25 protein-coding genes are annotated in these 25,675 nt (G+C 38.6%); 7 read left to right on the top strand and 18 right to left on the bottom strand.

The features are described 5' to 3' along the window. Positions 1–37: 37 nt before the first annotated feature. Entirely contained in the window at positions 38–943 is a 906-nt protein-coding gene (locus HCJ30_RS01645) for a magnesium transporter CorA family protein (protein ID WP_185390707.1), read from the bottom strand. A gap of 400 nt (positions 944–1,343) precedes the next feature. On the opposite strand from HCJ30_RS01645, the gene HCJ30_RS01640 reads away from it, so the two are divergent. After that, positions 1,344–2,384 (top strand): lactonase family protein, encoded by a 1,041-nt coding sequence (locus HCJ30_RS01640; RefSeq protein ID WP_185390706.1) that lies wholly within the window; start codon positions 1,344–1,346, stop codon positions 2,382–2,384. A 42-nt stretch (positions 2,385–2,426) separates the two neighbouring features. On the opposite strand, the gene HCJ30_RS01635 is transcribed toward HCJ30_RS01640, so the two are convergent. Together HCJ30_RS01635 and HCJ30_RS01630 are read right to left on the bottom strand one after the other, a co-directional pair. Then, positions 2,427–3,122 (bottom strand): histidine phosphatase family protein, encoded by a 696-nt coding sequence (locus tag HCJ30_RS01635; protein ID WP_185390705.1) that lies wholly within the window; start codon positions 3,120–3,122, stop codon positions 2,427–2,429. A 12-nt stretch (positions 3,123–3,134) separates the two neighbouring features. Continuing rightward, positions 3,135–3,830: a histidine phosphatase family protein gene (locus HCJ30_RS01630; protein ID WP_185390704.1), complete on the bottom strand. Its 696-nt coding sequence runs from the start codon at positions 3,828–3,830 to the stop codon at positions 3,135–3,137. A gap of 242 nt (positions 3,831–4,072) precedes the next feature. On the opposite strand from HCJ30_RS01630, the gene HCJ30_RS01625 reads away from it, so the two are divergent. Beyond that, on the top strand, positions 4,073–4,276 hold the full coding sequence (locus HCJ30_RS01625; RefSeq protein WP_185390703.1) for a helix-turn-helix transcriptional regulator: 204 nt from the start codon (positions 4,073–4,075) through the stop codon (positions 4,274–4,276). Between the two features lie 2 nt (positions 4,277–4,278). Next, entirely contained in the window at positions 4,279–4,686 is a 408-nt protein-coding gene (locus tag HCJ30_RS01620; protein ID WP_185390702.1) for a hypothetical protein, read from the top strand. A gap of 108 nt (positions 4,687–4,794) precedes the next feature. Here the strand turns inward: HCJ30_RS01620 and HCJ30_RS01615 are convergent, their stop codons facing one another. From HCJ30_RS01615 to HCJ30_RS01605, 3 genes are all read right to left on the bottom strand, one after another. Beyond that, positions 4,795–5,358, bottom strand: a complete 564-nt coding sequence (locus HCJ30_RS01615) for a hypothetical protein (RefSeq protein WP_185390701.1) — start codon at positions 5,356–5,358, stop codon at positions 4,795–4,797. A 150-nt stretch (positions 5,359–5,508) separates the two neighbouring features. Continuing rightward, positions 5,509–6,987 (bottom strand): peptide MFS transporter, encoded by a 1,479-nt coding sequence (locus HCJ30_RS01610; protein ID WP_185390700.1) that lies wholly within the window; start codon positions 6,985–6,987, stop codon positions 5,509–5,511. An 82-nt stretch (positions 6,988–7,069) separates the two neighbouring features. Further along, on the bottom strand, positions 7,070–8,251 hold the full coding sequence (locus HCJ30_RS01605; protein ID WP_185390699.1) for an iron-containing alcohol dehydrogenase: 1,182 nt from the start codon (positions 8,249–8,251) through the stop codon (positions 7,070–7,072). A 209-nt stretch (positions 8,252–8,460) separates the two neighbouring features. Here HCJ30_RS01605 and cbpA point away from each other — a divergent pair, with 209 nt between their 5' ends. Beyond that, complete coding sequence (gene cbpA / locus HCJ30_RS01600; RefSeq protein ID WP_185390698.1) at positions 8,461–9,096, top strand: cyclic di-AMP binding protein CbpA; 636 nt, start codon at positions 8,461–8,463, stop codon at positions 9,094–9,096. A 57-nt stretch (positions 9,097–9,153) separates the two neighbouring features. Here cbpA and HCJ30_RS01595 read toward each other — a convergent pair whose 3' ends face one another. From HCJ30_RS01595 to HCJ30_RS01575, 5 genes are all read right to left on the bottom strand, one after another. Next, entirely contained in the window at positions 9,154–10,182 is a 1,029-nt protein-coding gene (locus HCJ30_RS01595) for a WxLIP family cell surface protein (RefSeq protein ID WP_185390697.1), read from the bottom strand. A gap of 79 nt (positions 10,183–10,261) precedes the next feature. Further along, the gene (locus tag HCJ30_RS01590; protein WP_185390696.1) at positions 10,262–11,104 is read right to left on the bottom strand and encodes a WxL domain-containing protein; all 843 of its coding nucleotides are present in this window, start codon (positions 11,102–11,104) and stop codon (positions 10,262–10,264) included. 43 nt (positions 11,105–11,147) lie between these two features. Continuing rightward, positions 11,148–11,444, bottom strand: coding sequence for an LPXTG cell wall anchor domain-containing protein (locus tag HCJ30_RS01585; protein ID WP_185390695.1), 297 nt, complete (start codon positions 11,442–11,444; stop codon positions 11,148–11,150). 32 nt (positions 11,445–11,476) lie between these two features. Next, positions 11,477–13,447 (bottom strand): LapB repeat-containing protein, encoded by a 1,971-nt coding sequence (locus HCJ30_RS01580; protein WP_185390694.1) that lies wholly within the window; start codon positions 13,445–13,447, stop codon positions 11,477–11,479. Positions 13,448–13,464: 17 nt separating this feature from the next. Further along, complete coding sequence (locus HCJ30_RS01575) at positions 13,465–14,130, bottom strand: Crp/Fnr family transcriptional regulator (RefSeq protein WP_185390693.1); 666 nt, start codon at positions 14,128–14,130, stop codon at positions 13,465–13,467. 488 nt (positions 14,131–14,618) lie between these two features. On the opposite strand from HCJ30_RS01575, the gene HCJ30_RS01570 reads away from it, so the two are divergent. Then, a complete protein-coding gene (locus HCJ30_RS01570) occupies positions 14,619–15,539 on the top strand; it encodes an ABC transporter substrate-binding protein (RefSeq protein WP_185390692.1) in 921 nt (306 codons plus the stop codon). Positions 15,540–15,575: 36 nt separating this feature from the next. Here the strand turns inward: HCJ30_RS01570 and HCJ30_RS01565 are convergent, their stop codons facing one another. After that, on the bottom strand, positions 15,576–16,766 hold the full coding sequence (locus HCJ30_RS01565) for a serine hydrolase domain-containing protein (protein WP_185390691.1): 1,191 nt from the start codon (positions 16,764–16,766) through the stop codon (positions 15,576–15,578). Between the two features lie 237 nt (positions 16,767–17,003). Here HCJ30_RS01565 and HCJ30_RS01560 point away from each other — a divergent pair, with 237 nt between their 5' ends. Beyond that, positions 17,004–18,020 carry a tagatose-bisphosphate aldolase gene (locus tag HCJ30_RS01560; protein WP_008946969.1) on the top strand — a complete coding sequence of 339 codons (1,017 nt, stop codon included), beginning with the start codon at positions 17,004–17,006 and terminating at the stop codon, positions 18,018–18,020. Positions 18,021–18,067: 47 nt separating this feature from the next. Here the strand turns inward: HCJ30_RS01560 and HCJ30_RS01555 are convergent, their stop codons facing one another. From HCJ30_RS01555 to HCJ30_RS01545, 3 genes are all read right to left on the bottom strand, one after another. Continuing rightward, complete coding sequence (locus tag HCJ30_RS01555; RefSeq protein WP_185390690.1) at positions 18,068–19,249, bottom strand: M20 family metallopeptidase; 1,182 nt, start codon at positions 19,247–19,249, stop codon at positions 18,068–18,070. After that, positions 19,215–20,486, bottom strand: a complete 1,272-nt coding sequence (locus HCJ30_RS01550; protein ID WP_185390689.1) for a Zn-dependent hydrolase — start codon at positions 20,484–20,486, stop codon at positions 19,215–19,217. Before HCJ30_RS01550 ends, HCJ30_RS01555 begins: the two co-directional genes overlap by 35 nt. 103 nt (positions 20,487–20,589) lie before the next feature. Continuing rightward, the gene (locus HCJ30_RS01545; protein WP_069001723.1) at positions 20,590–21,912 is read right to left on the bottom strand and encodes a 6-phospho-beta-glucosidase; all 1,323 of its coding nucleotides are present in this window, start codon (positions 21,910–21,912) and stop codon (positions 20,590–20,592) included. 171 nt (positions 21,913–22,083) lie between these two features. Here HCJ30_RS01545 and HCJ30_RS01540 point away from each other — a divergent pair, with 171 nt between their 5' ends. Beyond that, a complete protein-coding gene (locus HCJ30_RS01540) occupies positions 22,084–23,052 on the top strand; it encodes a LacI family DNA-binding transcriptional regulator (RefSeq protein ID WP_185390688.1) in 969 nt (322 codons plus the stop codon). Between the two features lie 40 nt (positions 23,053–23,092). Here the strand turns inward: HCJ30_RS01540 and HCJ30_RS01535 are convergent, their stop codons facing one another. The 3 genes from HCJ30_RS01535 to HCJ30_RS01525 all read right to left on the bottom strand — a co-directional run bounded on the left by HCJ30_RS01535 (position 23,093) and on the right by HCJ30_RS01525 (position 25,643). Then, entirely contained in the window at positions 23,093–24,448 is a 1,356-nt protein-coding gene (locus HCJ30_RS01535; RefSeq protein ID WP_003721328.1) for a PFL family protein, read from the bottom strand. 18 nt (positions 24,449–24,466) lie between these two features. Further along, the gene (locus HCJ30_RS01530; RefSeq protein WP_008946962.1) at positions 24,467–24,736 is read right to left on the bottom strand and encodes an ACT domain-containing protein; all 270 of its coding nucleotides are present in this window, start codon (positions 24,734–24,736) and stop codon (positions 24,467–24,469) included. Positions 24,737–24,812: 76 nt separating this feature from the next. Beyond that, positions 24,813–25,643 (bottom strand): class I SAM-dependent methyltransferase, encoded by an 831-nt coding sequence (locus tag HCJ30_RS01525; protein ID WP_185390687.1) that lies wholly within the window; start codon positions 25,641–25,643, stop codon positions 24,813–24,815. Positions 25,644–25,675: the final 32 nt, after the last annotated feature.

Below are 25,675 nucleotides of genomic sequence, written 5' to 3'. Positions count from 1 at the left end.
AAAAGCCCTTCTCTCTTTTGGAAAGAAGGGCTTTTTGTTATCTCATTAACTTCCGCAAAATAAAAGAAAGTCCAAACCATAGAACAATACTAATCAAAATCGTAATCAGCCAACCAAAAACATTATGTTCTAACGGAAGCGGCATATTCATTCCAAAAAATCCCGTAATAATCGTCGGAACCGTCAGTAAAATAGATAAAGCCGTCAAAATTTTCATCGTATCATTCAGATTATTATTCAAAATATTATTATACGTACCTGACAATTGCTGTAAGATTTCTGAACTTAATCCAGTCATCTCCACAAGCTGTTTTGCTTCTATTAAAGCATCTTCAAACTGTTCTTTTTCCACTTCATTTAGCTCACGGTAAATCAAATGCGCTTTCATTTGTTCGAGCAACGCCGCATTTTGCTTAGACGCCGAAACAAAATAAACAATTCCCGTTTCTAAATCCGATAAAGACAATAAATTTTTCTTCGTCGTTTTAATTTTCAACTTATCATTGATCATTCTTCTATCCATATCCATCTCTTCCACATACGGAAAAAAAGCATCCATAATAAAATACAAACTACTAAATAAAAACTGAAAAACAGTTACTCCATCTGAATCCGCTAAATATCGCTTCATTTTCCGGGTAATATACTGATTATCATTATTCGTAATCGTGATTAACTGCTCGTCTTTTATAATAAAAACCATTGGGATTGTTTCATAATGATTATCAATTTTCCTTTGATCCGGCACATTAAATACAACCACAAATGTGTTCGTCTTTTGATCATACTCAAAATGGGCTCGTTCATTTCTATCAATCGAATAAGCAATTACTTCATTATCAATTTGATACTGTTCATAAAAATCCGCTAAGTTCTCCGTATTATCCGTATCGATATTAATCCAATTATATTTCCCATTTCCAAAAACAGTTTGAATAGACATTTTGTTCTACCTACTTTCCTTGATGTCATAAAAAAAGAGAGCCTCAATGGAAGAGCATCTCTAAATCTACATAATTATAGCACAGAATCTGGGAAATTCTGTGCTACAACTATCTTAAAAGGAGTGTTTATTTGAAATAAGCAATTATCAATATTTCTATGGGGGAAGTAATTTATTTTCAATTAGCTTATTTCAAATGACAATCTCTATGGGATAATTATATCTTACATTACTTTTATGTCTAAGTCAATACTTTTGTTACAGAAACATTTCATATAATGCTATTAAAGTGTATTAATAACAAAGTGTAATATTAATGCAATAAACGTGATATTTTTCCATCTTTTCCTTACTATGCTATAATTAACTAGGAAATATCTTATTTATAGGAGGAATAGGCATGTCAAAAAATGAAGCAACTGCTTATATTGGTACATATACCAAAGTCGAAAGCCAAGGTATCTATCGCTTAGTAATCGACAAAACGACTGGCGAAATTAAAGAAAATAAATTAGCTGGAAAAATGGACAACCCAACATATCTTAAAATTTCAGATGACGAAAAATTCGTTTACTCTGTAGCAAAAGATGGCGATAAAGGTGGCGTTGCTGCTTTTTCTATCGAAGAAGATGGCTCGCTTGCCTTCATCGGTCAAGACGTTCAAGCTGGCAACCCGCCATGTTACGTTGATGCGTCACATGATGGTTCTATCGTCGTTTCCGCTAACTACCACTTAGGTACAATCGTTAGCTACCCAACCGAAAACGGCGCATTAAAGCCTTCTGTTTCCACTATTCAACACACTGGTAAAAGTGTTCACGAACGTCAAGAAAAACCACATGCGCACTTTGCTGGTTTCACTCCGGACCAAAAATACGTTATCACATGTGACCTTGGAACGGACAAAGTAACTACTTACTCCGCTACTGCAGGAAAACTGGAAAAAGTAACGGAATTAGATGTAAAACCAGGAAGCGGTCCTCGTAATCTTGTTTTCCATCCAAATGCGAAATATGTGTATATCATGACAGAATTAACTTCTGAAGTTGTTTTTGCTGAATATGACAAAGCTACTGGCGCGTTAAACGTGATCCAAACAATCGCTTCTCTTCCAGAAGGTTTTGACAAAGAAAATAAAGGTAGCGCAATCCATATTTCTCCAGATGGTCGTTTCCTATATGTTTCTAACCGCGGCCAAGATGCTATCGTTAGTTATGCAGTTGCCGAAAATGGTACATTAACACTTGCAGCAACAACTCCAGTAGAAGGCGTAGGTCCACGTGACTTCGACCTTAACTACACTGGCGAAATCTTAGTAGCAACAAACGAAAACAGCAATAACGTCACTGTTTTTGGTGTAAATAAAGAAACTGGCGCCCTAACATTACTTCAAAAAGATGTAAAAGTTCCAGAACCAGTTTGCATTAAATTCGTAAAATAATAATAAAAATCCAGAATGGCGTTTAAACCATTCTGGATTTTTTTATACTAAAACTGTTTTTCCTGCTTCAATGTAACTTAAATCATTCACAGCCTCAATGGTCCATGTGCCATTTTCAAAGCCTAGTTTTGTAACACTTGCATTGGCAAGTTCAGGATTGATTAACGACTTATCAAAGAAGGAAATAATTGTATTGATTGCCATTCCATGAGAAACAACTAAAACATTCGCATTATCCGATTTATTTTCCGCACTAACTGTTTCTAGCGCATTTTTCAATCTACCAACCATCGTATCCCATGATTCGGACATACCAGTTTCATCAATTTTTTCCACTGTTTCGGATATAATTTGGTACCCATCATCACCGAATTTTTCAAAAGCTTCTTCTACTGACTTGAAGCCTAAATATTCCATTACTTGGCCAAACATAATATCTTCATACTCACCTTCAAATTTACCAAAGCCAAACTCACGAAAATCACGTAATTCATTGATTTCTAAATGGGCTTGTTTGCTTTCGCGTAACACGATTCCAGCCGTTTCAATCGTCCGGCCACGGTCACTCGTATAAACTGCATCAAATGGAGTTTCGCGAAGTCCACGTCCTAAAAATTCCGCCACTTCGATTCCTTCATTTGTTAATGGCGTATCTGACCACCCTTGCACACGACGAGATGTATTAAACATCGTCTTGCCGTGCCTAACTAAGTACACATTCAGTTTTCCTGCTGTCATTTAAACTCCCCCTTATGCTTTTTTACCAGCTTCTACATACGACATATTCCCCGGTTCTTCAATCGAATACGCCCCATTTTCAAAAATAACTTTAGTCACGCTGGCATTTTCAATAATTCTTATACTTTTACTCGGATCAATCATTTCAATAATGCGATGAATAACCATACCATGTGCAACGACTAAGACTTCTCCACCACCACGGTTTTGCGCATCTGTAAGAATTGCATCAAGCCCAGCAGTTAATCTTTCTTCAAAAATAGCTGCGTTTTCCGTCATTCCAGTTTCGTCCATTTTGTGCACCGTATCAATCACGATGTTAGCATTTTTTTCAGCATTTTTTGCATAATAACTTTCAATTGATTCAAAACCGTGTGCCTTTGCAACCATTTTTAACACCGCTTGGTTATATTCCCCTTCAAATTTACCGAAACCAAATTCACGCATCTCAGCTAATTTTCCTAGTTTTAAATGATTGTTGTCGCTTTCGTTCATGACAATTCGAGCAGTTTCAATTGCGCGTCCCCGGTCACTTGCGTAAGCGGCTACAAAATTAGTCCCCTTCAAGCCACGACCTAAATCATGCGCAACAAGTGCTCCTTCTTCGGTTAAAGGCGAGTCAGCCCAGCCCTGCACCCGATCAAGTGTGTTTAAAATCGTCTTTCCATGTCGCGTTAAATAAATAACTACCCTACCTGCTGATTCCATGTATACACTCCTTTAACTAATCACTTCTCCCTTTAATAGTAGCAATCTTAGGAGTTAATGGCAAACTAATTTATTTACAATAAAACTAAATAAAGCTCTAAATAGTTTGATTTTTATGCACCTTTAAACTAAAATGCATAAACAGGAAATATTTTCATAAAATAAAAAGTAAAGATAACTTTACTTTTTATAAACTTCATTATATAATCCAAGTAAAGATATCTTTACTCGGTGGTGATTTAATGATTGTTACAAATAAGGTTAAATACTTAAGAGAACAACACGATATCCCTCAAAATGATTTAGCTAAAGCTTTAGAAGTATCTCGACAAACTATACATGCTATTGAAAAAGGTAAGTATAACCCTAGCTTAGAACTTAGCTTAAAGATAGCCAAATATTTCCACTTACCTGTTGAAGAAATTTTTAATTTGGAGGGAGAATAACAATGAAAAGGTACAGTATACATAGAATTATTAGTACTCTTTTGCTTATGGTGTATGTGGTTTCGATACTGTCCATAATGAGAGGCGAAAAGCCATTTGAAACTACCAACTTTTTAGAATTTATACTAATAGGTATTATCGTAGTGAGTATAACTGTTTTTGGAAGTAAAAATACTATCAAAAAACAGTTTGAAGAGGATAAGGTGGAAAAAGATGAAAGATATCTAAAAAACAGAAATATATTTTCCTATTATTTTATCATCTTATTAGGTTTATTAATCCCAATAATACTTGTATTTGCAAGCATCATTGGAATGAAACAGCTATCATTGAGTAACATTGCAACTACATTTTTTATATTTAGTATTGTATATATGGTGGCAATTGAAGTAATAAAAAGAAAAATCTGACCACAAAAAACAAAAGTAAGCTTTTCGGTATTTATTAAAGCGATTTATAGAATTACTACTAATTTTGCCATTAGGAGAAGTATATCCTAATGGCAAAATTTTAACTTTTTATTTTTTCACAGTAGAATAAGATGTTGTTACAGGACCTTTCCAAGTTGTTTTGCTATTTGAATACTCATCAATTACTTTATATTTATCTTGCGTTTTTGTTGAATATTTATAAATAGTTTGTCTTAAATATTTGTAGCCTTTGTAATTAATTCCATAATCGGCTGCTACTGTAACCACTGTCCCCGCTATAGCTTTTTTAGCAACTTGGGTAACAGCATTATAACTAATTGCTAAAAATGCCCAATGATAAAGCGTATTAGTGGTTTTCATGTTGACTACCTGTTTTGAAACTAATTTATATTTTGATCCTCCACCATCAGTTTGATTCGAAAATAATTTCATTGGTGGTTCTAATAAATTTACATCTTGATTAACAATTAGTTCATCTCCTAACAATAATGTTTCTTCATTCAGTGGTGAGTATGTATTAAGACCCTCTTCATTTTGCAAATCATTCTCTTGCGCTGAAACAGTGATTGTATTTGCTATTGGCATTGATACAAGAACCATTATTATAGCAAAAGTCAAAATTTTGAATACGCTTTCTTTTTTTAGTTTCATAATTTCATCTCCTTAATTAAATATAATGTCAGAATAAATGAAAATTACATTTATGTCAATTTCTTTTCCATTAAACGTCTTAAATTTCATTGCAATTACTTAAAAGAAAAAACACTTCCTCCAAAATCGAGAAAGTGTTTTTAAATTCTTTTAATGAACACCCTTCATATACTTTTTCAAGAATGGGGCGATAATGAATAATGCTACCGCAAAGGCTATTGCTACGAAGCCTGTGATTCCGAAGTAAGCAATTTCTGTGTCGGCATTAAAGTATTGTGTTAATTGGGCGTTGAATGATTGCCCCATCGCATCTGACAAGAACCATAAGCTCATTGTTTGAGATGCAAAAGCTTTTGGTGCTAGTTTGGTTGTTGCGGATAGGCCAACTGGCGAGATAAACATTTCCCCAAAAATACAGATGAAGAAGCTTAGTACTAACCAAAGCGGACTTACAAGTGTTGTCGTATTTCCGTGCAAAATACCCGGAAGCATCATGACAACAAAAGATAAACCGGCAAAGAATAGTCCGAGCGCAAATTTGCGTGGTGTAGATGGTTGCCTGTCGCCGAGTTTCGTCCAAATCCATGCAAAAATTGGTGAAAGCGTAATAACAAACACTGGATTAAGCGACTGGAAATTGGCCGGATTTAAGTTCATGCCCCAAATAGATAAATCCGTTCTTTCTGCCGCGAAAAGTGCTAGTGTTGACGAGCCTTGTTCTTCAATCATCCAAAATAATACTGCGACTAAAAATAACGGTATGTATGCAGTCAAACGTGATTTTTCGTCCGCCTCTGTTTTCTTACTAGTCATCATCATAATAAAGTAAAAGAGTGGAACCCCCACGCCCATCACCGTTACAGCAAGAATAATCGTATCAATTGTTAAACTACCTGTAATCCAAGTTAAAACAGCAATTAATAACGCTATTCCTAAAACAATGCCAACTATTTTGAAGGTAAGACTTTTTGCTTCTGATTTTTGAAGCGGATTTGGCGCTTTTTTGCCAGCGTCTTTTAAGTAACGTTTTCCTGTTAAAACATAAACCACAAGTGCAATTGCCATCCCAACTGCCGCCACACCAAAACCAGCGTGGTAACTTCCAGCGTTGTCAGAAACAGCTGAAACGATTGGTGGAGCAATAAATGCACCTAAGTTAATCCCCATATAAAAAATACTAAAGCCAGCATCGCGACGATTATCGCCCGCTGGATATAAATCCCCAACGACATTAGAAACGTTCGGTTTAAGTAGACCAGTTCCTAGAATAATAAACGCCATCGAGCCAAATAGTGCCGCTGCTCCACCACTTGGTATTGCTAGAACGATATGACCGACCATAATCAGTACGCCACCGTAAAAGATGGTTTGACGTGCCCCCAAGACACGGTCAGCAAACCAGCCACCAATGACGCCTGACATAAATACTAGTGAACCATAGATAGACATAATCGCCGTTGCTGTTGATTGGCTAAATCCAAGTCCACCATCTGATACCGCAGTATACATATAGTAAAGTAATAACGCGCGCATTCCGTAATAGGAGAATCGCTCCCAAAATTCGGTATTAAATAATGTTGCCAGGCCACGCGGGTGCCCGAAAAATGTTTTTTCCTTGTTGGTACTCAAGAAAATTCGCCTTCTTTCTTTTCGTTTTTATTCAAGCAAGCAAATTTCTTCTCTATGATTTACGCAAAAGTTTCGTTATCCATTATAAAGCATTTGTATAAATTTGACGAGATACTTCTAAAGTTTGGTCGCCACGTTCGGAAATATTTGTTAAACCGTGACGTTCCAGTTGATCGACAAGTAAGTCTACTACTTCTTCGCCAAGTCCGTAATCACTAAATCTAGTTCCTGCCCCTAAACTTTCAAAAAATTCACGTGTTTTCAGAATTGCTGCATCTATTTTTTCTTCCTCATTGCCAGTCGTAATCCCCCACACTCGTTCGGCATATTGCACTAATTTATCATGTTTTTCACTACGACGAACATTTAAAAGGGATGGAAGAACAATCGCCAAAGTACGCGCATGATCAATACCATAAAGTGCTGTAATTTCGTGACCTAAGCTGTGACTCGCCCAGTCTTGCGGAACACCTCTTGATAACGTCCCATTAAGCGCATTCGTAGCTGACCACATAAAAGTAGCCCGTGTGTTGTAATCGTGATTATCTTCCTCAATCACAGCTGGACCAATTTCGATTAACGTTTGTAGTAGACTTTCCGCATAACGATCTTGTAATAACGCGCCCACTGGATAAGTCATATATTGTTCCATCACATGCACATACGCATCCATAATACCATTTGCCAGTTGACGTTTTGGTAGTGTGTACGTAAGTTCTGGATCAAGCAAGGAGAAAACTGGGTACGTATAAGCGCTACCGAAGCCAAGTTTCGCTTTCTTCTCTACAAAAGTGATTACTCCGCCGCTATTCATTTCAGAACCAGTTGCTGGAAGTGTCAATACTGTACCAAAAGGAAGCGCCTTTGTGATTGGACGTTTTTCGCCAATGCCGCTACCAAAAATATCCATCGGTTCACCGTCAAATAATGCACCAGCTGCAACAAATTTTGTACCGTCAATAACGGATCCGCCACCAACTGCAAGTAAAAAGTCATAGTTTTCTTCTTTTACTAATTGGATTGCTTTAATTAATGTTTCGTATGTAGGGTTGGCTTCAATACCACCAAATTCGCCAACCTCTCGTGATTTAAGAACTTCTTTTACTTTATCGAGTGTCCCAAATTTTTTCACACTTCCGCCGCCATATAAAATTAATACCTTTTTATCTTGCGGGATCACTTGATTTAATTCCTCTAAACGATTTTTACCAAAAATAATATGAGTAGGATTATAATAATCAAAATTCAACATTTCTTTTTGCATTTAAACGTCCTTCTTTCTGTTTACAAATTTACATAGCATAGTTAATAATACACTTTTTCCAGAAAAATTAAACCTTATGCCAAAAGTTTCCAATTACATAAGTAAATAATCGCATTTTTTCCGAATTATCGCACCAGATTACAGTGATTTTCTATACAAAAGTCCTACTTTACGTTAAAATGAAAGGGAAGAAGAATGGAGTGAAGAACATGTTGATAAAAAACCTTTGTATCCCTAAGATCAATTTAACAACCGTCCCTGGAGATGCTACGTTACAAGAGGCTATCCATTTACTAGAAGAATCTGGTTATCGCTGTGTTCCTGTATTAGACGAAAAAGGTGAAAAATTCCTAGGCAACATTTATAAAATGCATATATACAAACATGCAGCTAACGGTGGAAGCCTTAGTGATCCTGTAATGAGCTTAATCAAAAATGCAACGAAACATATTTGTGTAAACGCATCTTTCTTTGAAGTCTTTTTTACAATTAAAGAGCTACCATATATCGCGGTTCTAAATGAACAAGGTAACTTTTATGGAATTTTAACGCACGGAAAATTACTTGGTTTGCTACAAGACGGCTGGAATGTGCAAACGACTAGCTATGTTCTTACTATTGCAACTGGTGAAGTTCAAGGTGCCTTAACAAAAATCACCAAAATCATCGACCGTTACTCGAGCATCGCAAGTTTAATCACACTGGATAACCAAACAGAAGACTTCATTCGCCGCGTGCTTGTTTCACTACCAGTTGGCGTAACAGAAGATAAGAAGAACGAAATCATCACCCACTTAGAACGTAAAGGGCTTCGTGTTGTGGAAACAGAAAAAATTAAAAAATAATAAAACAGCTTGAAGTAAGGTTAAATCCTTATTTTCAAGCTGTTTTTTTGTGTACTTTTATTCGGCATCATGATTTTTCTTTGCTGTGCGTCTACCAATAAAGTATGTTGCTGTGAGGATAAGCAGGAGCAATAGAACGCCACCTGTAATATACATCCATGTGTAATCTTTCTCTAATCCTAATGCTACTTTATTGGCTTTTTTCGCTTCATCTGAAGAAATAGTGAACTCTTCCGTCCACTCCCATTTATCATCAGTATTTCTGGCGACTAAATGTAACTTATATTTGCCCGGTTTTAACTCTTGGTTTTCCCAGTCTACACTGTAGTTAAAATTGGAGTTTGGTGCCATCGATAAATCTGTTCGTTTCGCTTCATGTAATACTTCATCGCTGCCTTGTTTATATATTTTGGCATCCACGGCCAGCCCGCCAACTAAGGTCGCTTTTGTATTTTGCAAATTTATTTCTACTACATTGCGGTAATTTCGAGTAGCTGGTTTAATTTGATTCAATTCTAGTTCTGGTTTTACGACAGTCGTTTTTTCGGTTAGCTTCACACCGATGACGTAGGCGTATTCATTTTTAATTTGGACATCTTTTTCGTCAGAAGCTTTTTCTTTGTCTTCTGCTTTCTTTTCTTTGAAATGCAATCCGCCCAAAATAATGCCGTCAAAGTTTTCAGCGGGCATTTGAATCGTAACCGTCCATGTTTTGGTTTCATTTGGGTCAAGTGTAACCTCGGACGCGCTCTCTTTCGCTATATCCGCAAATGGATATTTTAACGTTTTATCTGGTTTGGTGTTTGGAATCGAGTAATCCACATAGCCCATCTCATTGGTAACAGCTGTATTGGCAACGCAATTAACGGTAATTTTTTCTTTACTATGGTTGGTGATTTCGACATTTAGCGATTGTTTCTGCTGCGGTTTCATTTGTAAATCGAAATAGGTCACGCTTGATGCCTGATTATCAGGGAGAATTGCTTTTACGGAAAAACTACTATTTTCAGTTGCATCTGCCTGCTGCCCCGGAAAGCAAAGGACAGCGATTGTACAAGCAAAGATGATTGCGCATATTTTTTTCAAGTTACTTTTTCCTCCTCGTTGCTCAAAGTAAAAAGAGAAAACAACATCAATTAATGAAGTTTTCTCTTTTGGAAAAATGTTAAACTCCTGGTGTATCGCTTAAAGTCCAAGTTAATGTACTTTCGTAAGTTCCGTCTGCTACAACAACATTTTGCGGAATAGATAATTTAGGTTTCGAAGTATTGGTTGCCGAAACTGCTGCGGAACCAAAGCTATCTGTCCATGTTCCCATTCCTTCATCATCACTGAAGTTAGTTGGAGTGGCTGTTTGCTTGTCTTTGGCTGCCATTACTGGAACTGCTGCTCCGCCAGTCATGGAAATCGTTACGTTATCATATCCTGTTGGTGGTTGTGCAGTAGAAGTCGCCGAGTCAACAGTCGATTTCGGAATAGTTAATGTTGCACCTGGAATTGTTTTTGCTGGTGTGGAAGAATCCTTGAACTCGCTACCTGTCACGGAAAGTGTCCACCCTGTATTGGTACCACGAACATCGCTAATTTGCGCATAAGGTGTTACGTCTTTAGCTACAGTAACTTCCCCTGGTAAATCTTGTTGTCCATTACCATTTGTATCAACATACGTGGAAATCGTATCATCTGCGGCATGTACATCTAACGAACCAGAAGATAAAGTGGATACGTTATGTGTTCCGAAATCCCAGTCAGATACTGCTAAAATCCAAAGTCCATCGGTGCCAATTGGCGGATCAGTCGGATCTGGAATAACCGGATTTGGATCAACTGGATCTGGATTTACTGGAGTCGGATCAGGCGTTGTACTCTTATCAAATTTTACAATCCCTTTTGAATCTTTCGTTACCGAAGTCGCTGCTGAAGCAAAATCTCCAGAAAGTACTGGTGCAACAATCAATCCTAATGCTAATAAACTCGCTGTTGTTACTTTTACTGTTCTACTTGTCATTATTATTCTCCTCTTTCTGTTATCCTTTTTTTGTCGTGCTGTTTCACCGAATTTCTTTCCTCACCTCCTTAAAGTAGCCATTTCTCGCGATTAAAATACAACTGATTCCTAGCAAAATAAAATATAAATCGGTCGTATCTCCTGTTTTCGGCAGCTTTTTGGGAGGGACTTTGGTTGGAAAAGTGCCGCTTCTATCATCTGTTCCAGTTTTTGGTTTTCGGGGGTCATGCGTGAAAATCACTCCCGCTTTGCTTGTCGCTTTATCCGTATTCGCTTTTACATAAAACGGCGATGCGCACACAAACAAACAACAAATTAAAATGAATCCCATTTTTTTCAATTTAGATAGCTCCTTTTATTTGATGTAGCTGATTATGGTCGAGGTGCATCTTCCAACGTCCACGTAATTTTCGACTCATAGGAATCGTTCACTAGCGCATCGTTTGGCTCAATTTCCATGGATAAACTGTCTTCCAGATTGAAAACAGTGGAATCATATTTCGGGTCAGTCACAGCTGATTGTTTCTTTTCGATAGGTTGATTTGTCGTATTTAAATAAATCGGACTGCTGGAAAGGGCTTTGCTTTGATATTTTAGCGAAGTTTGTAGCACGTCGCCGCCGCTATTGGTAAATGGTGTCATCGCACCGGTTATCGTCCAGCCTTGCCGCACAGTTCGTCTATCTATTACCTCTAACTCAGCCTTTCCAGACGAACCATAGCATTTAAGCGTTTGTTTCTTATCTGAAATTGGTACAGAGTCTTCATTTGCATCTATATCCATTCGAAATTCATCTGGGATTTGCAATTCCAAAAGTTCTTTTACGTGAACGATGACTGTAACAGGTATTGCATCTTGCTCATAGTATCCACTTTTAGGCGAAGAAAGAGTTACAACATAATCTCCCGCCGTATTAAGTCTTACTTTAGTTGTAAAGTCATCTCTTAGTGTTCCTTCACCTGTCAAAGTTGCATTTACATCTGCTCGAAATTGAGTAGCATTCACTTTATCTCCTACTAAATAGGTGTATTCTGCATCTGCGGTTATGACTGGTGGCTTATACTTAATCGTTACCATAATATTGGCCTCCGCATTTCCTTCAATATTAGAAGCTTTGACAGCAACCCAGTAAATACCTACAGTGTTTAGATTCTTTAGTTTCACATCAAAATCGCTTGTAATTGTTGTTGGTTGATCTGTTATCAAATTGACATCGTTTAGAAATTGTTGTTCCGTAAGTGATGTACCTATCTCATAAGTAAGGCCTGAATTGTAAGACACAACTTGTGGTGGGCCAATATAAGTTAATGGCTGAGTAATCGTACCCCTGAAGTCCACTAGGCTATTGCTACCATTTAACGGAAAATCCTCGTCCCACGAATAGGTAACTCCTGGAAACAAAGGAGAGTAATAAAACGGTTTTTTAGCCATTTCTTCTGCTGAATATGTAATTTTAGAAGTAATAGGATCAATAGTTGCTTTGGGTTTAGTAGCAGTTATTTTAACTGGCTTGGTTGTTCCGAAAATAGATGGCTGTATAGAAAATTCATACTTACTAGAAGTAACTACCGGTTCCATATCTAATGTTTGATATCGAACATATAATCGCTGTAAATTAGGCATTTTGTTATTTGTAAGACTAGATAAATCAGTAATATGATTCTCATCCAAATTAAATATCTTTATTTTAGTACTGGCAAATTTAGCAAGTGGCGAAACATCTGATATATTATTTCTTTCCAAAGATATTTCTTCTAAATTAGGGAATTTATTAGGCAGCTTTGGAAAAAGGGATAAATCAGAAATGTTATTACCTCCTAAGTCTATATCGTTAAGCGTTGGTGCACTCAGTTCAGTAAGAGGTGAAATATCTGAAATATTACCATTATTAATACTTAACCGATATAACTGTGAGTATCCATTTGGTGCCTTTAAAAAAGGAGATAAATCCTTACACTGTTTATTAATATATAACCGTACATCGTAAAGATTAGGTAGATATTGAATGCCTTCGATACTTCCTATAGGAGCAACTGAAGTTAAGAAGGCTATTTTATTTAACTCCACTTCAGTAACAACATCATCCACTTTCCAATCCGTTTTAGCAGGTGTTTGAAAATTGTTATTTTCTACTCTTGCTAGTTGGTTTGCGATAGTTTTTGCCATCCCTTCATCGGGAAACAAATCTGCTATCGTGCTATTTGCTGGAATTGTTAGCGGGCTAGCCTTCAAATTTTTAGGTGCATTTACACTTTTTTCCGTTTCCACAGCACTCGAATAAACCGGAACAATAAGCGTTAAAATTAAAACAAAAAGCAGAACTATTTTCCAATTGATTTTCATTGTTTGTATGTCTCCTTTTAAATGCTAGTTAGCTGGTTTTCATAATGACTTGCTACCTTTTTCTGTACGATAAATGTTTTTTTATGCGGCTTTAAAATTTCTTGTTCTAATAAACGAAAGCGTTGCCGGTAAAAAGCCGCCTTCGATAATGTACTGTATTCAATTAACACTTTTAACGTCACTTCTGGAGGTAACGTAACATTTCCGTTTTTATCCGTTTTCCCAATGAGTTCTCCCAAATATTTCATCGCATAATATAGTTTTTCCTTATGCTCCTTGCTATTAAGTAACGCCCTATAATACAAATGACGCCCAATTCTCTTTAGAAAAAAATATTGAAAGCCAAAATTTTCCGGAAATAGCGTTAATGCATACTCGACATCTTCTTTTTTATACTCGTACACTTCACAACTATCCGAGAGAGCGATATTCGTTACAATTTGCGGTGCATCTTCTAAAATGGAATAACTTAGAAAAATCCCTGGCTCAAAAATAGACAAGAGCTTTTCAGGTGCTTCACATGTGTAACTACTTATATAACCATCTATTAATAAAACGACATTATTCAGCTTAGAAGATTTTTCCATTAAATTTTCGCCACGTCTCAATTTACGTTTTGTATGCCTAATCCCATATTTTTGCATCATGTTAATAAATTCTTTATATGTAAATAATTCTTCCACTCAAATCCACTCCTCTTCTCGAATAATTTAGTAAGCAATACGCGGTTAAGCTTGGCGAGAACTCAACTTATGTTACCATGTGTGCAATTACCAATATTCTCTATAGAGATGGAATAATAGACTTTCTAAAAGGAAATTCCGGAAAATTTTGGCTGAATTCCTCGTAAATAAGTAAAAATCTCGTTTGTTTTTTTGTCACAAATAAATAACGTTTTCGTACTTTTGAAGAAGAAAATCGATTTTTCACGAATTTCAAGACACGCCAAATAATGCTCTTACCACAGAGAACAAGTTCCACATTGGTGAGCAAGCTTATACATATAGAAGATTTTCGTTTATTTCCAACTTTCACTATTGGCGCGAGCATTCCATTTTAACAATAAAAAACATTTTGTGTGATATTTCACCTTGTCATTCCCTTCTGTTTTCGATATAATTACTTTTGTAACGATAATGAAAATCATTTTCAATTAGGGAGGAAATACACAATGTTCCAAAAGCATAAATGGGCTGCTATTTTGATGACTGTACTTTTAGCAGTAGTTTTAACCGCTTGTGGCAACTCTTCGGATAAAGACGCGAGCAAAGACAAGGAAGATGCAACAAAAACGATAACTGATACAATGGATCGTAAAATACAAGTTCCAACAACACCGAAAAAAATCGTCGCACTTCAAAACGTAAGTGAAATGGAGATTTTAGGCGTTAAACCAGTTGGAACGACAGATTATTACATCACTACCTACCCCGAAGCAACAAAAGGGACAGAAAGTGTTGGTAATGACAAACCTAGCATTGAAAAAATTGCTAATTTAAACCCAGATTTAATCATTATTAGTGATTACCAAAAAGATCTTTTAGAGAATTTGGAAAAGGTAGCACCAGTGTATATCACACATTTCGGTGATACGCCGGACAAACAACTTTCGAACATTGCAGATCTTTTAAATAAGAAAGCAGAAAAAGAAAAATGGGATAAAGATTACGCGGCAAGTTCCAAAGAAGCTAAAGCAACACTCAAAGATGCTGGCGTGGAAAACGAAAAAGCGGCAGTTATCCAATTTTATGGTAAAGAAATCTATGTGCATGATGCAAAAGTTTTTGATGGACTATACTCCGGTGCGGGTTTCACACCGACTGATGCTGCAAAAGCAAACAAAGAAACAAAAGCTATTTCTAGCGAGGCAATTCCTGAATATGCAGCAGGTGCGGATCGTCTATTTATTTTAATGCCAGCTGATGGCAATTCAGATTCTGTGGATGAAATGCTTAAAGGCGTTTGGAAAGATATTCCAGCTGTGAAGAAAAACCAAGTATACAAAGTTGATAATACTAAATGGAGCGACTATAGTGCCGCTGCTCAACTATATCAAATGCAAGATGCTGTAAAACAAATTACTGGTAAATAATAAAAAACTCGATTCTGTCAGCAGAATCGAGTTTTTTTATTTATTTAGAAAACCATAAATGTCGTTATTCACTTTACCAAAGGAAGCAATATGATTTTGGACGTTGGAGAATAAAACAACGTAAGTTCTGCCGGTGTGGCTAACACTGTTAGACACATCCCATCCGGTTACTACCCCGTGACTATTATAACTCCCTGGATCCACATAGAATCCCATTCCATAAGTTGACTTACTACCCGGTGTGAACATTTTTTTCAAACTTGCTTCTGAAATTAATTTTTTATCCATTAGCGCTTTGTCAAATAAATACAAATCCGTCGCAGTCATACTAATATCCCCTGATCCGTATAATTGCGTTAAGTCTACAAGTTTTGGACTTTGGAAAATTCCGTTGTCGTCAATTTTGTATCCTATTGATACGTTTTTGCCCCCATCGACATCTTTCTGTAAGTATCCAGTGTGCTTCATTCCAGCTGGGTCGAAAATATTTTCTTGTAAATAGGTTGCCAGTGGTTTTCCACTAACTTTCTCTACAAGATAACCAACCACAGTGTAATTAGCATCCATATAATCCCATTTCCCAGGTTGTGATTTAATTCCCCTCTTCTCAATAGCTTGAATCAATTGATCCGGCGTCATGTTACTTGTTAATTTCGGACGCCCGACAATCCCAGATGTGTGGTTTAAAAAGTTCTTAACTAAAATCTTATTACCATTAGGAAAACCAGGTATATACTTCGAAATTGGATCATTCGTATTTATTTTACCTTTTTCTTCTAATTGTAAAAGAGCTGTTGCTATTATCGCCTTTTGAGATGAACCAATATAGAACAACGTATCTGGTGTATTCAATACTTCTTCATCACGATTGGCATACATATACCCTTTTTGTATGATAATTTCTCCGTCGCGAACAACAAGTGCTGAACCACTAAATCCGATTTTTTGTAAATAGTCATCAATTTCTTGATTTTTTACAATCGTTTCTTTTGGTTTTTCTTCTGCTGGCTCTGGTTCTTTAGTTTCTTCTTTTTTGGTCCCTGAGTCTTCTGGTGGCTTTGCGGCAGTTGCTGCTTTCTTCTTAGTTGGTGAGGATACTGTTTGCTGTTGTTTACTTTTAAATTCAAATATCATCCAGCTAGTGGCAATAAACAGTAGAAATACAGTACTCAACACGATAATCAAGTTCTTGCGTCTTTTTTGTTTACGTCTTTCGCGTCGATTCATTTCATCACTCCTGGTCTAGTCTAATCGTTAAATGACTTTCCCAAAAGAGAATGTATTAGTAGAAATTATCCCGAACTTCTAATAATACCTAACACTCCACATATATCGTAAATTATTCTACGCGATAAATCAATACGGAAATGTACCTATGTTTTAAAAAAATTATTCAGTGGTATAATAAGGAAGGATAAATTGATTAAAGCAACGACAAATTGCTATAAAGGAGACTAGATAAAAATGGTACAAATTACAAAAGGTAAATTTGATGGTTTACAAAGACTCTCCAACGAAAAAGGTGTAATTGCAGCGCTTGCCATTGACCAACGTGGCTCACTCAAAAAAATGATCCAACAAGCAAAAGGAACGGAAAACAAAAAGGACGTGGAAGACTTCAAACAACTTGTGTCTGAAGAATTAACGCCTTATGCTTCTGCCATTTTGCTTGATTTAGAATATGGTACTCCAGCAATCAAAGCTCGCCACGAAGGTAGCGGACTTTTAACTTCTTATGAAAAAACTGGCTATGACGCAACTACTCCTGGTAAACTTCCTGATTTAATTGAAGATTTATCAGCGCTTCGTATAAAAGAAAATGGCGGAGACGCTGTTAAAATTCTGGTTTATTATGATCCAGATGAGCCAGCTGAAATTAATGAAATCAAATATGCCTTTTTAGAAAGAATTGGGGCTGAATGTCGCGCAGTTGACATTCCATTTTTCTTAGAACCAATTACTTATGATGCAAAAGTGACTGACTCTGGTTCGTTAGAGTATGCTAAATTGAAACCAGCGAAAGTAAAAGCTTCTATTAAAGAATTTTCTAAACCTCGTTATGGTGTAGATGTACTTAAACTTGAAGTTCCAGTTAACTTTAAATATGTGGAAGGTTTTGCGGAAGGTGAAGTCGCTTATACGCAAGACGAAGCAGCTCGTCATTTTGAAGAGTGTTCGGATTTAAGCCCGCTTCCATTTATTTATTTAAGTGCTGGTGTAACTTCTGAAATGTTCCATAAAACAATCCAATTCGCGAACCAACATAACGTACAGTATAGCGGCGTTCTTTGTGGTCGTGCAACTTGGGCTGATGGTATTGAAGTGTATGGTAAACAAGGCGATGATGCTTTACGTGAATGGCTTCGTACACAAGGGAAAGAAAACATTACTTCTCTTGATAAATTGCTTGACGAAGGTGCCGTTCCTTGGTGGACAAAATATGGTTCTTTCGAAGATGTACATGTAGTAGAAAAACAATAGTATGCAAAAAGCCTCCAGTTAATTGAATTAGCTGGAGGCTTTTTTTGTTATATTTCATCTTGGTTTAAATAGTTATAGGCGAACTGGGCGTATAACTCGGCGCCATTTTTCATAGCGTCCTCATCGATGTTAAAGCGACCGTGGTGATGGGCCCATTCGGTGTCTTTTTCTGGATTGCCGCAGCCAACGAGTGCAAAACTGCCGGGAGCTTCGTCTTGGAAATAGCTGAAATCTTCTCCGCCGGTTGTTGGGCGTTCAAAGTAAAGCGTGTCTTCGGCGAATGATTCTGTGATAGTTTTTTGGACAAGTAAAGCGCTCTTTTCGTCGTTGATAACTGGTTGTGTGCCTTGTTTGTAAATCATTTCTGCCGTGCCACCGTAGATAGCGGCGGTTTGTTTGGCGTAGCGTTCAATTGATTTGGCAACTTTGGCGCGTGTAGTGTTGTTGAAGCAACGAAGCGTCCCTTCTAAACGGGCATTTTCTGCGATGACGTTATAGCGTGTGCCAACGTCCATTTTGCCGATTGTTACGACGACTGGATCAAGCGGGTCTGTTTCGCGTGCTACGATAGCTTGGAGATTCATGACGAATGAGGAAGCGATAACTGCTGCATCGATTGTGTCATGTGGCATTGCTCCGTGACCACCTTGGCCTTTGAAATCGATTTGGATAATATCTGCGGAAGCGAATGTAGAGCCGACTACGCATGATATCTTCCCGCTTGGAGTTTGGGACCAGATATGGATTCCAAACACGTGGTCCACACCTTCCATCGCTCCTTGGGCAATCATTTCTTTGGCGCCCTCCGCAATTTCTTCTGACGGTTGGAAAATGAAGCGAACTGTTCCGGGTAGCTCGTCTTTTATTTCTACAAGTGCTTTTGCCGCGGTTATTAACATCGCTGTATGAGCATCATGACCACAGGCGTGCATTTTGCCGTCTTCTGTGGATTTATACGGGAGGTCTTGATTTAGCTCTTGGACGGGGAGTGCGTCCATATCGGCACGCAAGGCAACTGTTTTTCCCGGTTTCCCGCCTTTCAGTTCCGCGATTAATCCGGTTGGTTCCGTGCGGCGGTAAGGAATGCCCAGTTTGTCTAATTCTTTGGCAACTTGGTCGGTTGTTCGAAATTCTTGCCATTGAAGTTCGGGATGCATGTGCAAATCACGGCGGAAGGCAATCATTTCACTTTCATTATTTAAAACTACTTGCTTTATTTTCTGATTCATTCGCGCTTTCCTCCGTCCATTTTTTTACTGTTTCAAGTACGACTTCGATTCCTTTTTGGAGCTTGTCGTAATCGGTCCATTCTTCTGGCGCATGACTTATGCCGTTATGGCTAGGGACAAAAATCAAGCCCACTTCGGTCAAACTGGCGAAAATCATCGCGTCGTGTCCGGCCCCGCTAACCATTGTTCGATATTTAAAGCCTAATTGGTCGGCACTTTCGGTTAGGGCTTGATGTATCTCTTTTGATAAATGGGTTGGTTGTTGGTAAATCATATCTTCTATTTCGCAAGTAATACCGTTTTTTTCGGCGGCTTGGATAATTTCTTTTGTTTTTGCTAATGTATTTTGGACGTGAATTTCGTCTTTTGCGCGAATATCCACGGTGAAAATGACTTTATCGGGGATAACATTGGCGCCATTTGGATAGACGTTGAGTTTGCCGACTGTTAGCACGGTTCCGCCGCCTTCTTGGATAGCGAGCTCTGGCAATTGTCCTAAAATTTCGACCGCTGTAATTAGTGCATCTTTCCGGTCTAGCATTGGGGTTGTGCCTGCATGGCCAGCTTGCCCTTTTACAGTTACTTTTATTTGTGTTAAACCGACTACTGTATCGACTAGCGCTACGTCTTCATTGGCGTTCTCGAGGACGGGGCCTTGTTCGATATGCAGTTCGATAAACGCTTTGATGGATTCTTTTGTGCGAATAGCTGTATGTACTTGGCTTGCGTCAAAACCGACACTCGCCATCGCATCCGCGGCTGTAACGCCATTTATATCTTCCATTTCGTGCAGCATTTCTGTTGTGACTTTGCCTGTGATTGCTCGTGAGGCAAGGAGTCCTGCACCAAAACGAGAGCCTTCTTCTTCCACCATCGCAATAATTTCAAGCGGAAAATGTGGCTTAATGTGCTGTTCGTGGAAAACGCTAGCTACTTCAAGACCTGTAATGACGCCAGCTGGTCCGTCAAAAGCGCCACCATTTGGCACGGAGTCAAAGTGAGATCCGACAATAACTGCTGGTAAATTAGGATTGGTACCTTCAAGACGTCCATAAATATTCCCAATCGCATCTTCTGAAACTCCAAGGCCCACTTTAGCCATTTCTTGTTTTAAATAGTTGCGCGCGTCGAGGTCTTCTTTGCTATATGTAAGCCGAGTTGTCCCCTGACCCGGGGTTGCTGTGAAAGTATCTAGTTTCTCTATGTGTTTTTTTATTCTTTCAAGATTTGTTTGCATTAAGCACACCTCCTTTTTTCTATTTTACAGGAAACTTGAAAAAATGCTCGCTAAAACAACTCATAAAAAAAGTGATCCCTGTTTTCAAGGGATCACTTGCGAATTATTTAGCGAATTGTGGTAAGAATTCTTTGTGCGCTTCTAGCATTTCATCTAAGATTGTTTTTGCTAAGTCGCCGCTTGGAACGAGTGGATTGGAAGTGAAGGCTTGTAGCGCAGTTGCGTAATCGCCTGTTACTGCTGCTTCAATTGTTAATTCTTCCATTGATTTCATTACTTGTAGCAAGCCGCGTTGTGCTGGTGGGAATTTGCCGAAGTTGATTGGTTCCGCACCGTGTGCACGGATAACGCTTGTAATTTCTACAGCACTATCATAAGGAACATCATCAATTGCGCCATTGTTACGTGTAGATACGACCATTACCGTACCTTTGTTGTTGTATATCGAGTTGATGATTTCGCATGCTGCATCACTATAATGTGCGCCGCCGCGTTTCGATAATTCTTCTGGTTTGTAATCAAGATTTGGATCTTTATATAATTCGAATAAGCTGTCTTCTAATTTTTTCACGACTTCTCCGCGAGTCCCTTCGTTTTTGAAGGATGCAAGTTCTTCTTCAAGCATTGCATCTGTCATGTAGTAATAGCGGTGGTATGGACAAGGCAGCATTTTTAGATGTTTCACTTGTTCATATAAGAAGCGCATGTTTTTAATGTTTTCAACGACTTTTCCAGGGTTAGCATCTGGTGCGTAAAGGCCGTCGATAACTTTTTCTGTCAATTCGGTACCATCTTTGTCGAATACGCGGTGCCAGTGCAAGTGGTTGATTCCTGCAAATTTGAAGAATAAATCTTCTTCGGGTTTGCCGAGAACGTCAGATGCGCTTTTCACAGCTCCGATTGGCACGTTACAAAGACCGATAACTTTATCCCAGTTGCCGTAACGAAGAACTGCTTCTGTTACCATACCTGCTGGGTTTGTGAAGTTGATTAACCAAGCATCTGGGCATAGTTCGCGCATATCTTCTACAATACCAAGAATAACTGGAATTGTACGGAATGCTTTAAACATCCCACCTGCTCCGTTTGTTTCTTGGCCGATAATGCCGTGACTAAGTGGAATTCTTTCATCTTTAATACGAGCGTCTAATAAACCTACGCGAAATTGTGTTGTAACAAAATCAGCATCTTTTAAAGCTTCGCGACGATCTAGTGTTAAATGGACTTCGCAGTCAATGTTCGCTGCTTTGACCATACGTTTTGCCATATTACCAACGATTTCTAATTTTTCACGACCAGCTTCAATATCTACTAGCCAAAGTTCTCTGATTGGAAGTTCATGATAGCGTTTAATAAATCCTTCAACAAGTTCTGGTGTGTAACTAGAACCCCCACCAATTGTAACGATTTTTACACCTTTTTTCATAATTTACTTACCTCCTAGAATTTTAAAGCGTTTTCTTTTCTTCTAGTTCATCATAATTCATGTAATGCATTACAGGTCAAGCACTTATTTTAAATTTATCTAAACTGGCTATTTGGCGGGCTTTTTTGGTATACTAATTACAGAGCTACGAGAAATCGAGGTGTTTGGCAATTGGCAAATATACAAGAAATCGCGAAACTGGCAGGTGTTTCATCGGCAACAGTTTCACGAGTAATTAATAATCGCGACTATGTAAGTGATGAAACGAGAAAACGCGTCCAGACAATAATTGATCAGTTAGATTATGTTCCGAATATAAACGCCGTATCTTTGAAAAAAGGGGCAACGAAGTTAATCGGCATGGTTATTCCTAGTTTTACGGATTCCCTTAATGTATTTTTAAAAAGTTTTACGATGATAGCGCAAGAGCACGGCTATAACGTCACGTTATTTATGACGCGGATTGATCCGGATAAAGAACTAGAAGCCCTAGAAATGCTGCGCCAAAAACAAATCGATGCGCTCATTCTAGTGATTCGGTCGAATGATTGGAAAACGATTGAGCATTACACAAAATACGGTCCGATTGTCACTTGGCAACGCGTCGAAAGCGAAAAAATCCCTTCTGTATTTATGAACCAATACGATGGCTATACGCTTGCCCTGGAGCATTTATATGCAAAAGGTTACCGAAAATTTGTGAACGTATACGGGAATACAACGGGGTTAAATACGCAAAGTCGCATGCTTGCTTTTAAAGATTTTTGCGCACGTTATGAGCTTGACCCGCATGAATTCAGACAATTTTACGGGCAAGGTTCGCGGCAAGACGGGGAAAAGATTGCGCATTGGTTGGCGGAAACCGAGCACAAACCTGATGCCTTTTTGACACCAAATGATTATTTTGCGGCGGGGCTGTTGACGGAAGCGAGGCGACTTGGTTATAGTGTGCCGGAAGATTTTGCGATTTGCGGTTTTGATAATATGGAAGTCGCGCATTTGCTTGATATTACGACGATTCATTATCCAGTCAATTTACAAGCGGAAAATGCTTTTACGCTCATTATGAACCAATTATTTGGTAGCAATTTGCCACTGCTCGATTTAGATTTCCATTTAGTAGAACGAAAAACGACATAATAAAAGGTTTCCTCCGAATGTGCGAGGAAACCTTTTTTTGTTAGTTTTTGAAAGAATGAATTGGTGCTGGGATTCGACCTCCGCGCGCAATGAAGTCCACGGAAGACTTACCGTTTACTGGCATTACTGGTGCTGTTCCTAGTAATCCGCCGAATTCGACCATGTCGCCAACTTTGGTGCCGCTTGCTGGAATCACTCGGACAGCAGTTGTTTTATTGTTAATTACGCCAATTGCGGCTTCATCAGCAATCATCGCTGCTAGAGTTTCTGCAGTTGTGTCACCTGGTACGGCAATCATATCCAGACCAACCGAGCAAATTGCCGTCATTGCCTCTAATTTTTCGAGGTTGAGCGCGCCTTGTTGCACGGCTTCAATCATACCGGCGTCCTCAGAAACTGGGATAAATGCACCTGATAAACCACCGACATGTCCACAAGCCATGACCCCACCTTTTTTAACAGCATCATTTAAAAGTGCGAGTGCCGCTGTCGTGCCGTGCGTTCCGACCATTTCAAGTCCCATTTCTTCTAAAATGTGTGCGACCGAATCACCAATCGCCGGGGTTGGCGCAAGTGATAAATCAACAATTCCAAAAGGAACGCCGAGTTTTTCGGAAGCGACTTGACCAACGAGTTGACCCATCCTAGTGATTTTGAAAGCTGTTTGTTTCACGGTCTCTGCAACAATATCAAATGGTTCACCTTTTACTTTTTCAATGGCGCGTTTAACCACACCTGGACCACTGACGCCGACATTGATAACGCAATCCGCTTCACCAACACCGTGGAATGCTCCGGCCATAAAAGGATTATCCTCGACAGCATTGGCAAATACAACGAGTTTCGCGCAACCTAGGCCTTGTGTATCTGCTGTTAAGTCCGCAGTTTCCTTGATTACTTCGCCCATTTGACGAACAGCGTCCATATTAATTCCAGTTCGCGTCGAGCCAACATTGACCGATGAACAAACCCGTTCTGTTTGCGCGAGTGCTTGTGGAATCGAGCGAATCAGGATTTCGTCACCTTTCGTGTAGCCTTTTTGAACGAGTGCGGAATAGCCGCCAATAAAATTCACACCAACTTCTTTTGCTGCGGCATCAAGTGTTTTGGCAAATTCCACGTAGTCCGTGTCGGCGCTAGATCCCGCGATAATCGCAATCGGTGTGACAGAAATTCGTTTATTAATAATCGGAATACCGAACTCGGATTCAATTGCTTCACCAACAGCCACTAAATTGCGCGCTTTGGTGACGATTTTTTGATAGATTTTCTTTCGAGCCACTTCGCCGTCGCCGTCCATACAATCTAGCAAAGAAATCCCCATCGTAATCGTCCGTATGTCCAATTTTTCTTCTTCAATCATTCGTATCGTTTCTAAAATTTGATTTGTTTCCATACTAGCATCGCCCCCATCCTAAAGTTTGTGCATTGCGTTGAAAATTTCTTCACGTTGAATATGTATTTTTACTTGGAGGTCCTCGCCTTTTCCGGCTAATTCTGCTTTTACTTCATCAAATTCTTTCGTGATTTGGCTAATATCGCACATCATCATCATCGTAAAATATCCATCCATAATCGTCTGAGATACGTCCACAATATTAATGTTTAGTTCAGCTAGTTTATTACTAACACCCGCGATAATCCCCACGTTATCTTTTCCAATTACAGTAAGTACAGCTCTCACATTCAACACTCCTTTAGTTCGTTAATACGTTCCATTATAGCATAAAAGTCTAAATCTTGTGAAAAAGAAAGCAAAATCACTCTGCTTGCCAAGAAGTGCAGTAAGACGCCATCGGCAAGCTGTTTTCGAGCGTGATTAATTTACTTTGACTGAGTAAAAATGCTTTAAATTTTTCCGGTAAACCTAAATCGGCTTCCAGTTCTTTCGTGATGAAATCTTTCACATAACTAATTTCCCAACGGCTATCTTGCATTTTTTCTGAAAAAATACTGGTTTCTGCGTTCATTTTCCAGTTGTGGGCTTGGATGATTTCTTGCATATCTATTGGAGTGATGAACGTTCGGATGTTGGACTGAGTTTCTTGTTTGAACGCTTCGTAGGAAGATTGGGTTAGCACGGCTAGCATGTGTGATGTTTGTTTCACGTCGGTAATTCTCGTATCCCATTCCGCATAACAAACCCGTTTCGCCCACTTACTTAGTAATACGAGCATTTGGATTAACTCTGCTTTGGAGCTGAAATACCAAGAAGCATGCGACAAAACCGCCACATCAAACGCTTTCTCTGGAAAATTGATATCGCCTTTTAAAATATCCGTCCCCAGCTTAAAATCAATCTGCGCACCGAGCTTCGATTTCTTCAAATAATCGGTCGCATCGCCAATCGTAAATGGAGCACCGTAAGTTCGAGGTGCAATATCAATACCTTGAACAAAGCCATCCGCGCCAACTGCATTCGCAAGTACCGCGGTCGTATCTCCTTGCCCACAGCCAACTTCCAGCACCCGGTCCCCCTTTTTCACTTGCCAAAAATCGACCAATTTGATGCGATGCTCCGTTTGCGTCCGCTGAATTTCTTTGTCATTTTCGTTTAATAACATGCAATCGACTATTTCTTCTAAATTCATCATGCTCCCCCAATCAAAAATGAAAGTTACCC

This window comes from Listeria cossartiae subsp. cossartiae (genome assembly GCF_014224155.1).
GTDB lineage: Bacteria > Bacillota > Bacilli > Lactobacillales > Listeriaceae > Listeria > Listeria cossartiae.
The sequence above is the reverse complement of the archived record's forward strand: the minus strand, read 5'-3'. Positions and strand labels throughout refer to the sequence as shown.

Excerpts from the sequence above, each read along its gene's own strand:
- HCJ30_RS01645 (WP_185390707.1), bottom strand. The coding sequence starts at position 943 with ATGTCTATTCAAACTGTTTTTGGAAATGGGAAATATAATTGGATTAAT.
- HCJ30_RS01640 (WP_185390706.1), top strand. The coding sequence starts at position 1,344 with ATGTCAAAAAATGAAGCAACTGCTTATATTGGTACATATACCAAAGTC.
- HCJ30_RS01635 (WP_185390705.1), bottom strand. The coding sequence starts at position 3,122 with ATGACAGCAGGAAAACTGAATGTGTACTTAGTTAGGCACGGCAAGACG.
- HCJ30_RS01630 (WP_185390704.1), bottom strand. The coding sequence starts at position 3,830 with ATGGAATCAGCAGGTAGGGTAGTTATTTATTTAACGCGACATGGAAAG.
- HCJ30_RS01625 (WP_185390703.1), top strand. The coding sequence starts at position 4,073 with ATGATTGTTACAAATAAGGTTAAATACTTAAGAGAACAACACGATATC.
- HCJ30_RS01620 (WP_185390702.1), top strand. The coding sequence starts at position 4,279 with ATGAAAAGGTACAGTATACATAGAATTATTAGTACTCTTTTGCTTATG.
- HCJ30_RS01615 (WP_185390701.1), bottom strand. The coding sequence starts at position 5,358 with ATGAAACTAAAAAAAGAAAGCGTATTCAAAATTTTGACTTTTGCTATA.
- HCJ30_RS01605 (WP_185390699.1), bottom strand. The coding sequence starts at position 8,251 with ATGCAAAAAGAAATGTTGAATTTTGATTATTATAATCCTACTCATATT.
- cbpA (WP_185390698.1), top strand. The coding sequence starts at position 8,461 with ATGTTGATAAAAAACCTTTGTATCCCTAAGATCAATTTAACAACCGTC.
- HCJ30_RS01590 (WP_185390696.1), bottom strand. The coding sequence starts at position 11,104 with ATGACAAGTAGAACAGTAAAAGTAACAACAGCGAGTTTATTAGCATTA.
- HCJ30_RS01580 (WP_185390694.1), bottom strand. The coding sequence starts at position 13,447 with ATGAAAATCAATTGGAAAATAGTTCTGCTTTTTGTTTTAATTTTAACG.
- HCJ30_RS01570 (WP_185390692.1), top strand. The coding sequence starts at position 14,619 with ATGTTCCAAAAGCATAAATGGGCTGCTATTTTGATGACTGTACTTTTA.
- HCJ30_RS01565 (WP_185390691.1), bottom strand. The coding sequence starts at position 16,766 with ATGAATCGACGCGAAAGACGTAAACAAAAAAGACGCAAGAACTTGATT.
- HCJ30_RS01560 (WP_008946969.1), top strand. The coding sequence starts at position 17,004 with ATGGTACAAATTACAAAAGGTAAATTTGATGGTTTACAAAGACTCTCC.
- HCJ30_RS01555 (WP_185390690.1), bottom strand. The coding sequence starts at position 19,249 with ATGAATCAGAAAATAAAGCAAGTAGTTTTAAATAATGAAAGTGAAATG.
- HCJ30_RS01550 (WP_185390689.1), bottom strand. The coding sequence starts at position 20,486 with ATGCAAACAAATCTTGAAAGAATAAAAAAACACATAGAGAAACTAGAT.
- HCJ30_RS01545 (WP_069001723.1), bottom strand. The coding sequence starts at position 21,912 with ATGAAAAAAGGTGTAAAAATCGTTACAATTGGTGGGGGTTCTAGTTAC.
- HCJ30_RS01535 (WP_003721328.1), bottom strand. The coding sequence starts at position 24,448 with ATGGAAACAAATCAAATTTTAGAAACGATACGAATGATTGAAGAAGAA.
- HCJ30_RS01525 (WP_185390687.1), bottom strand. The coding sequence starts at position 25,643 with ATGAATTTAGAAGAAATAGTCGATTGCATGTTATTAAACGAAAATGAC.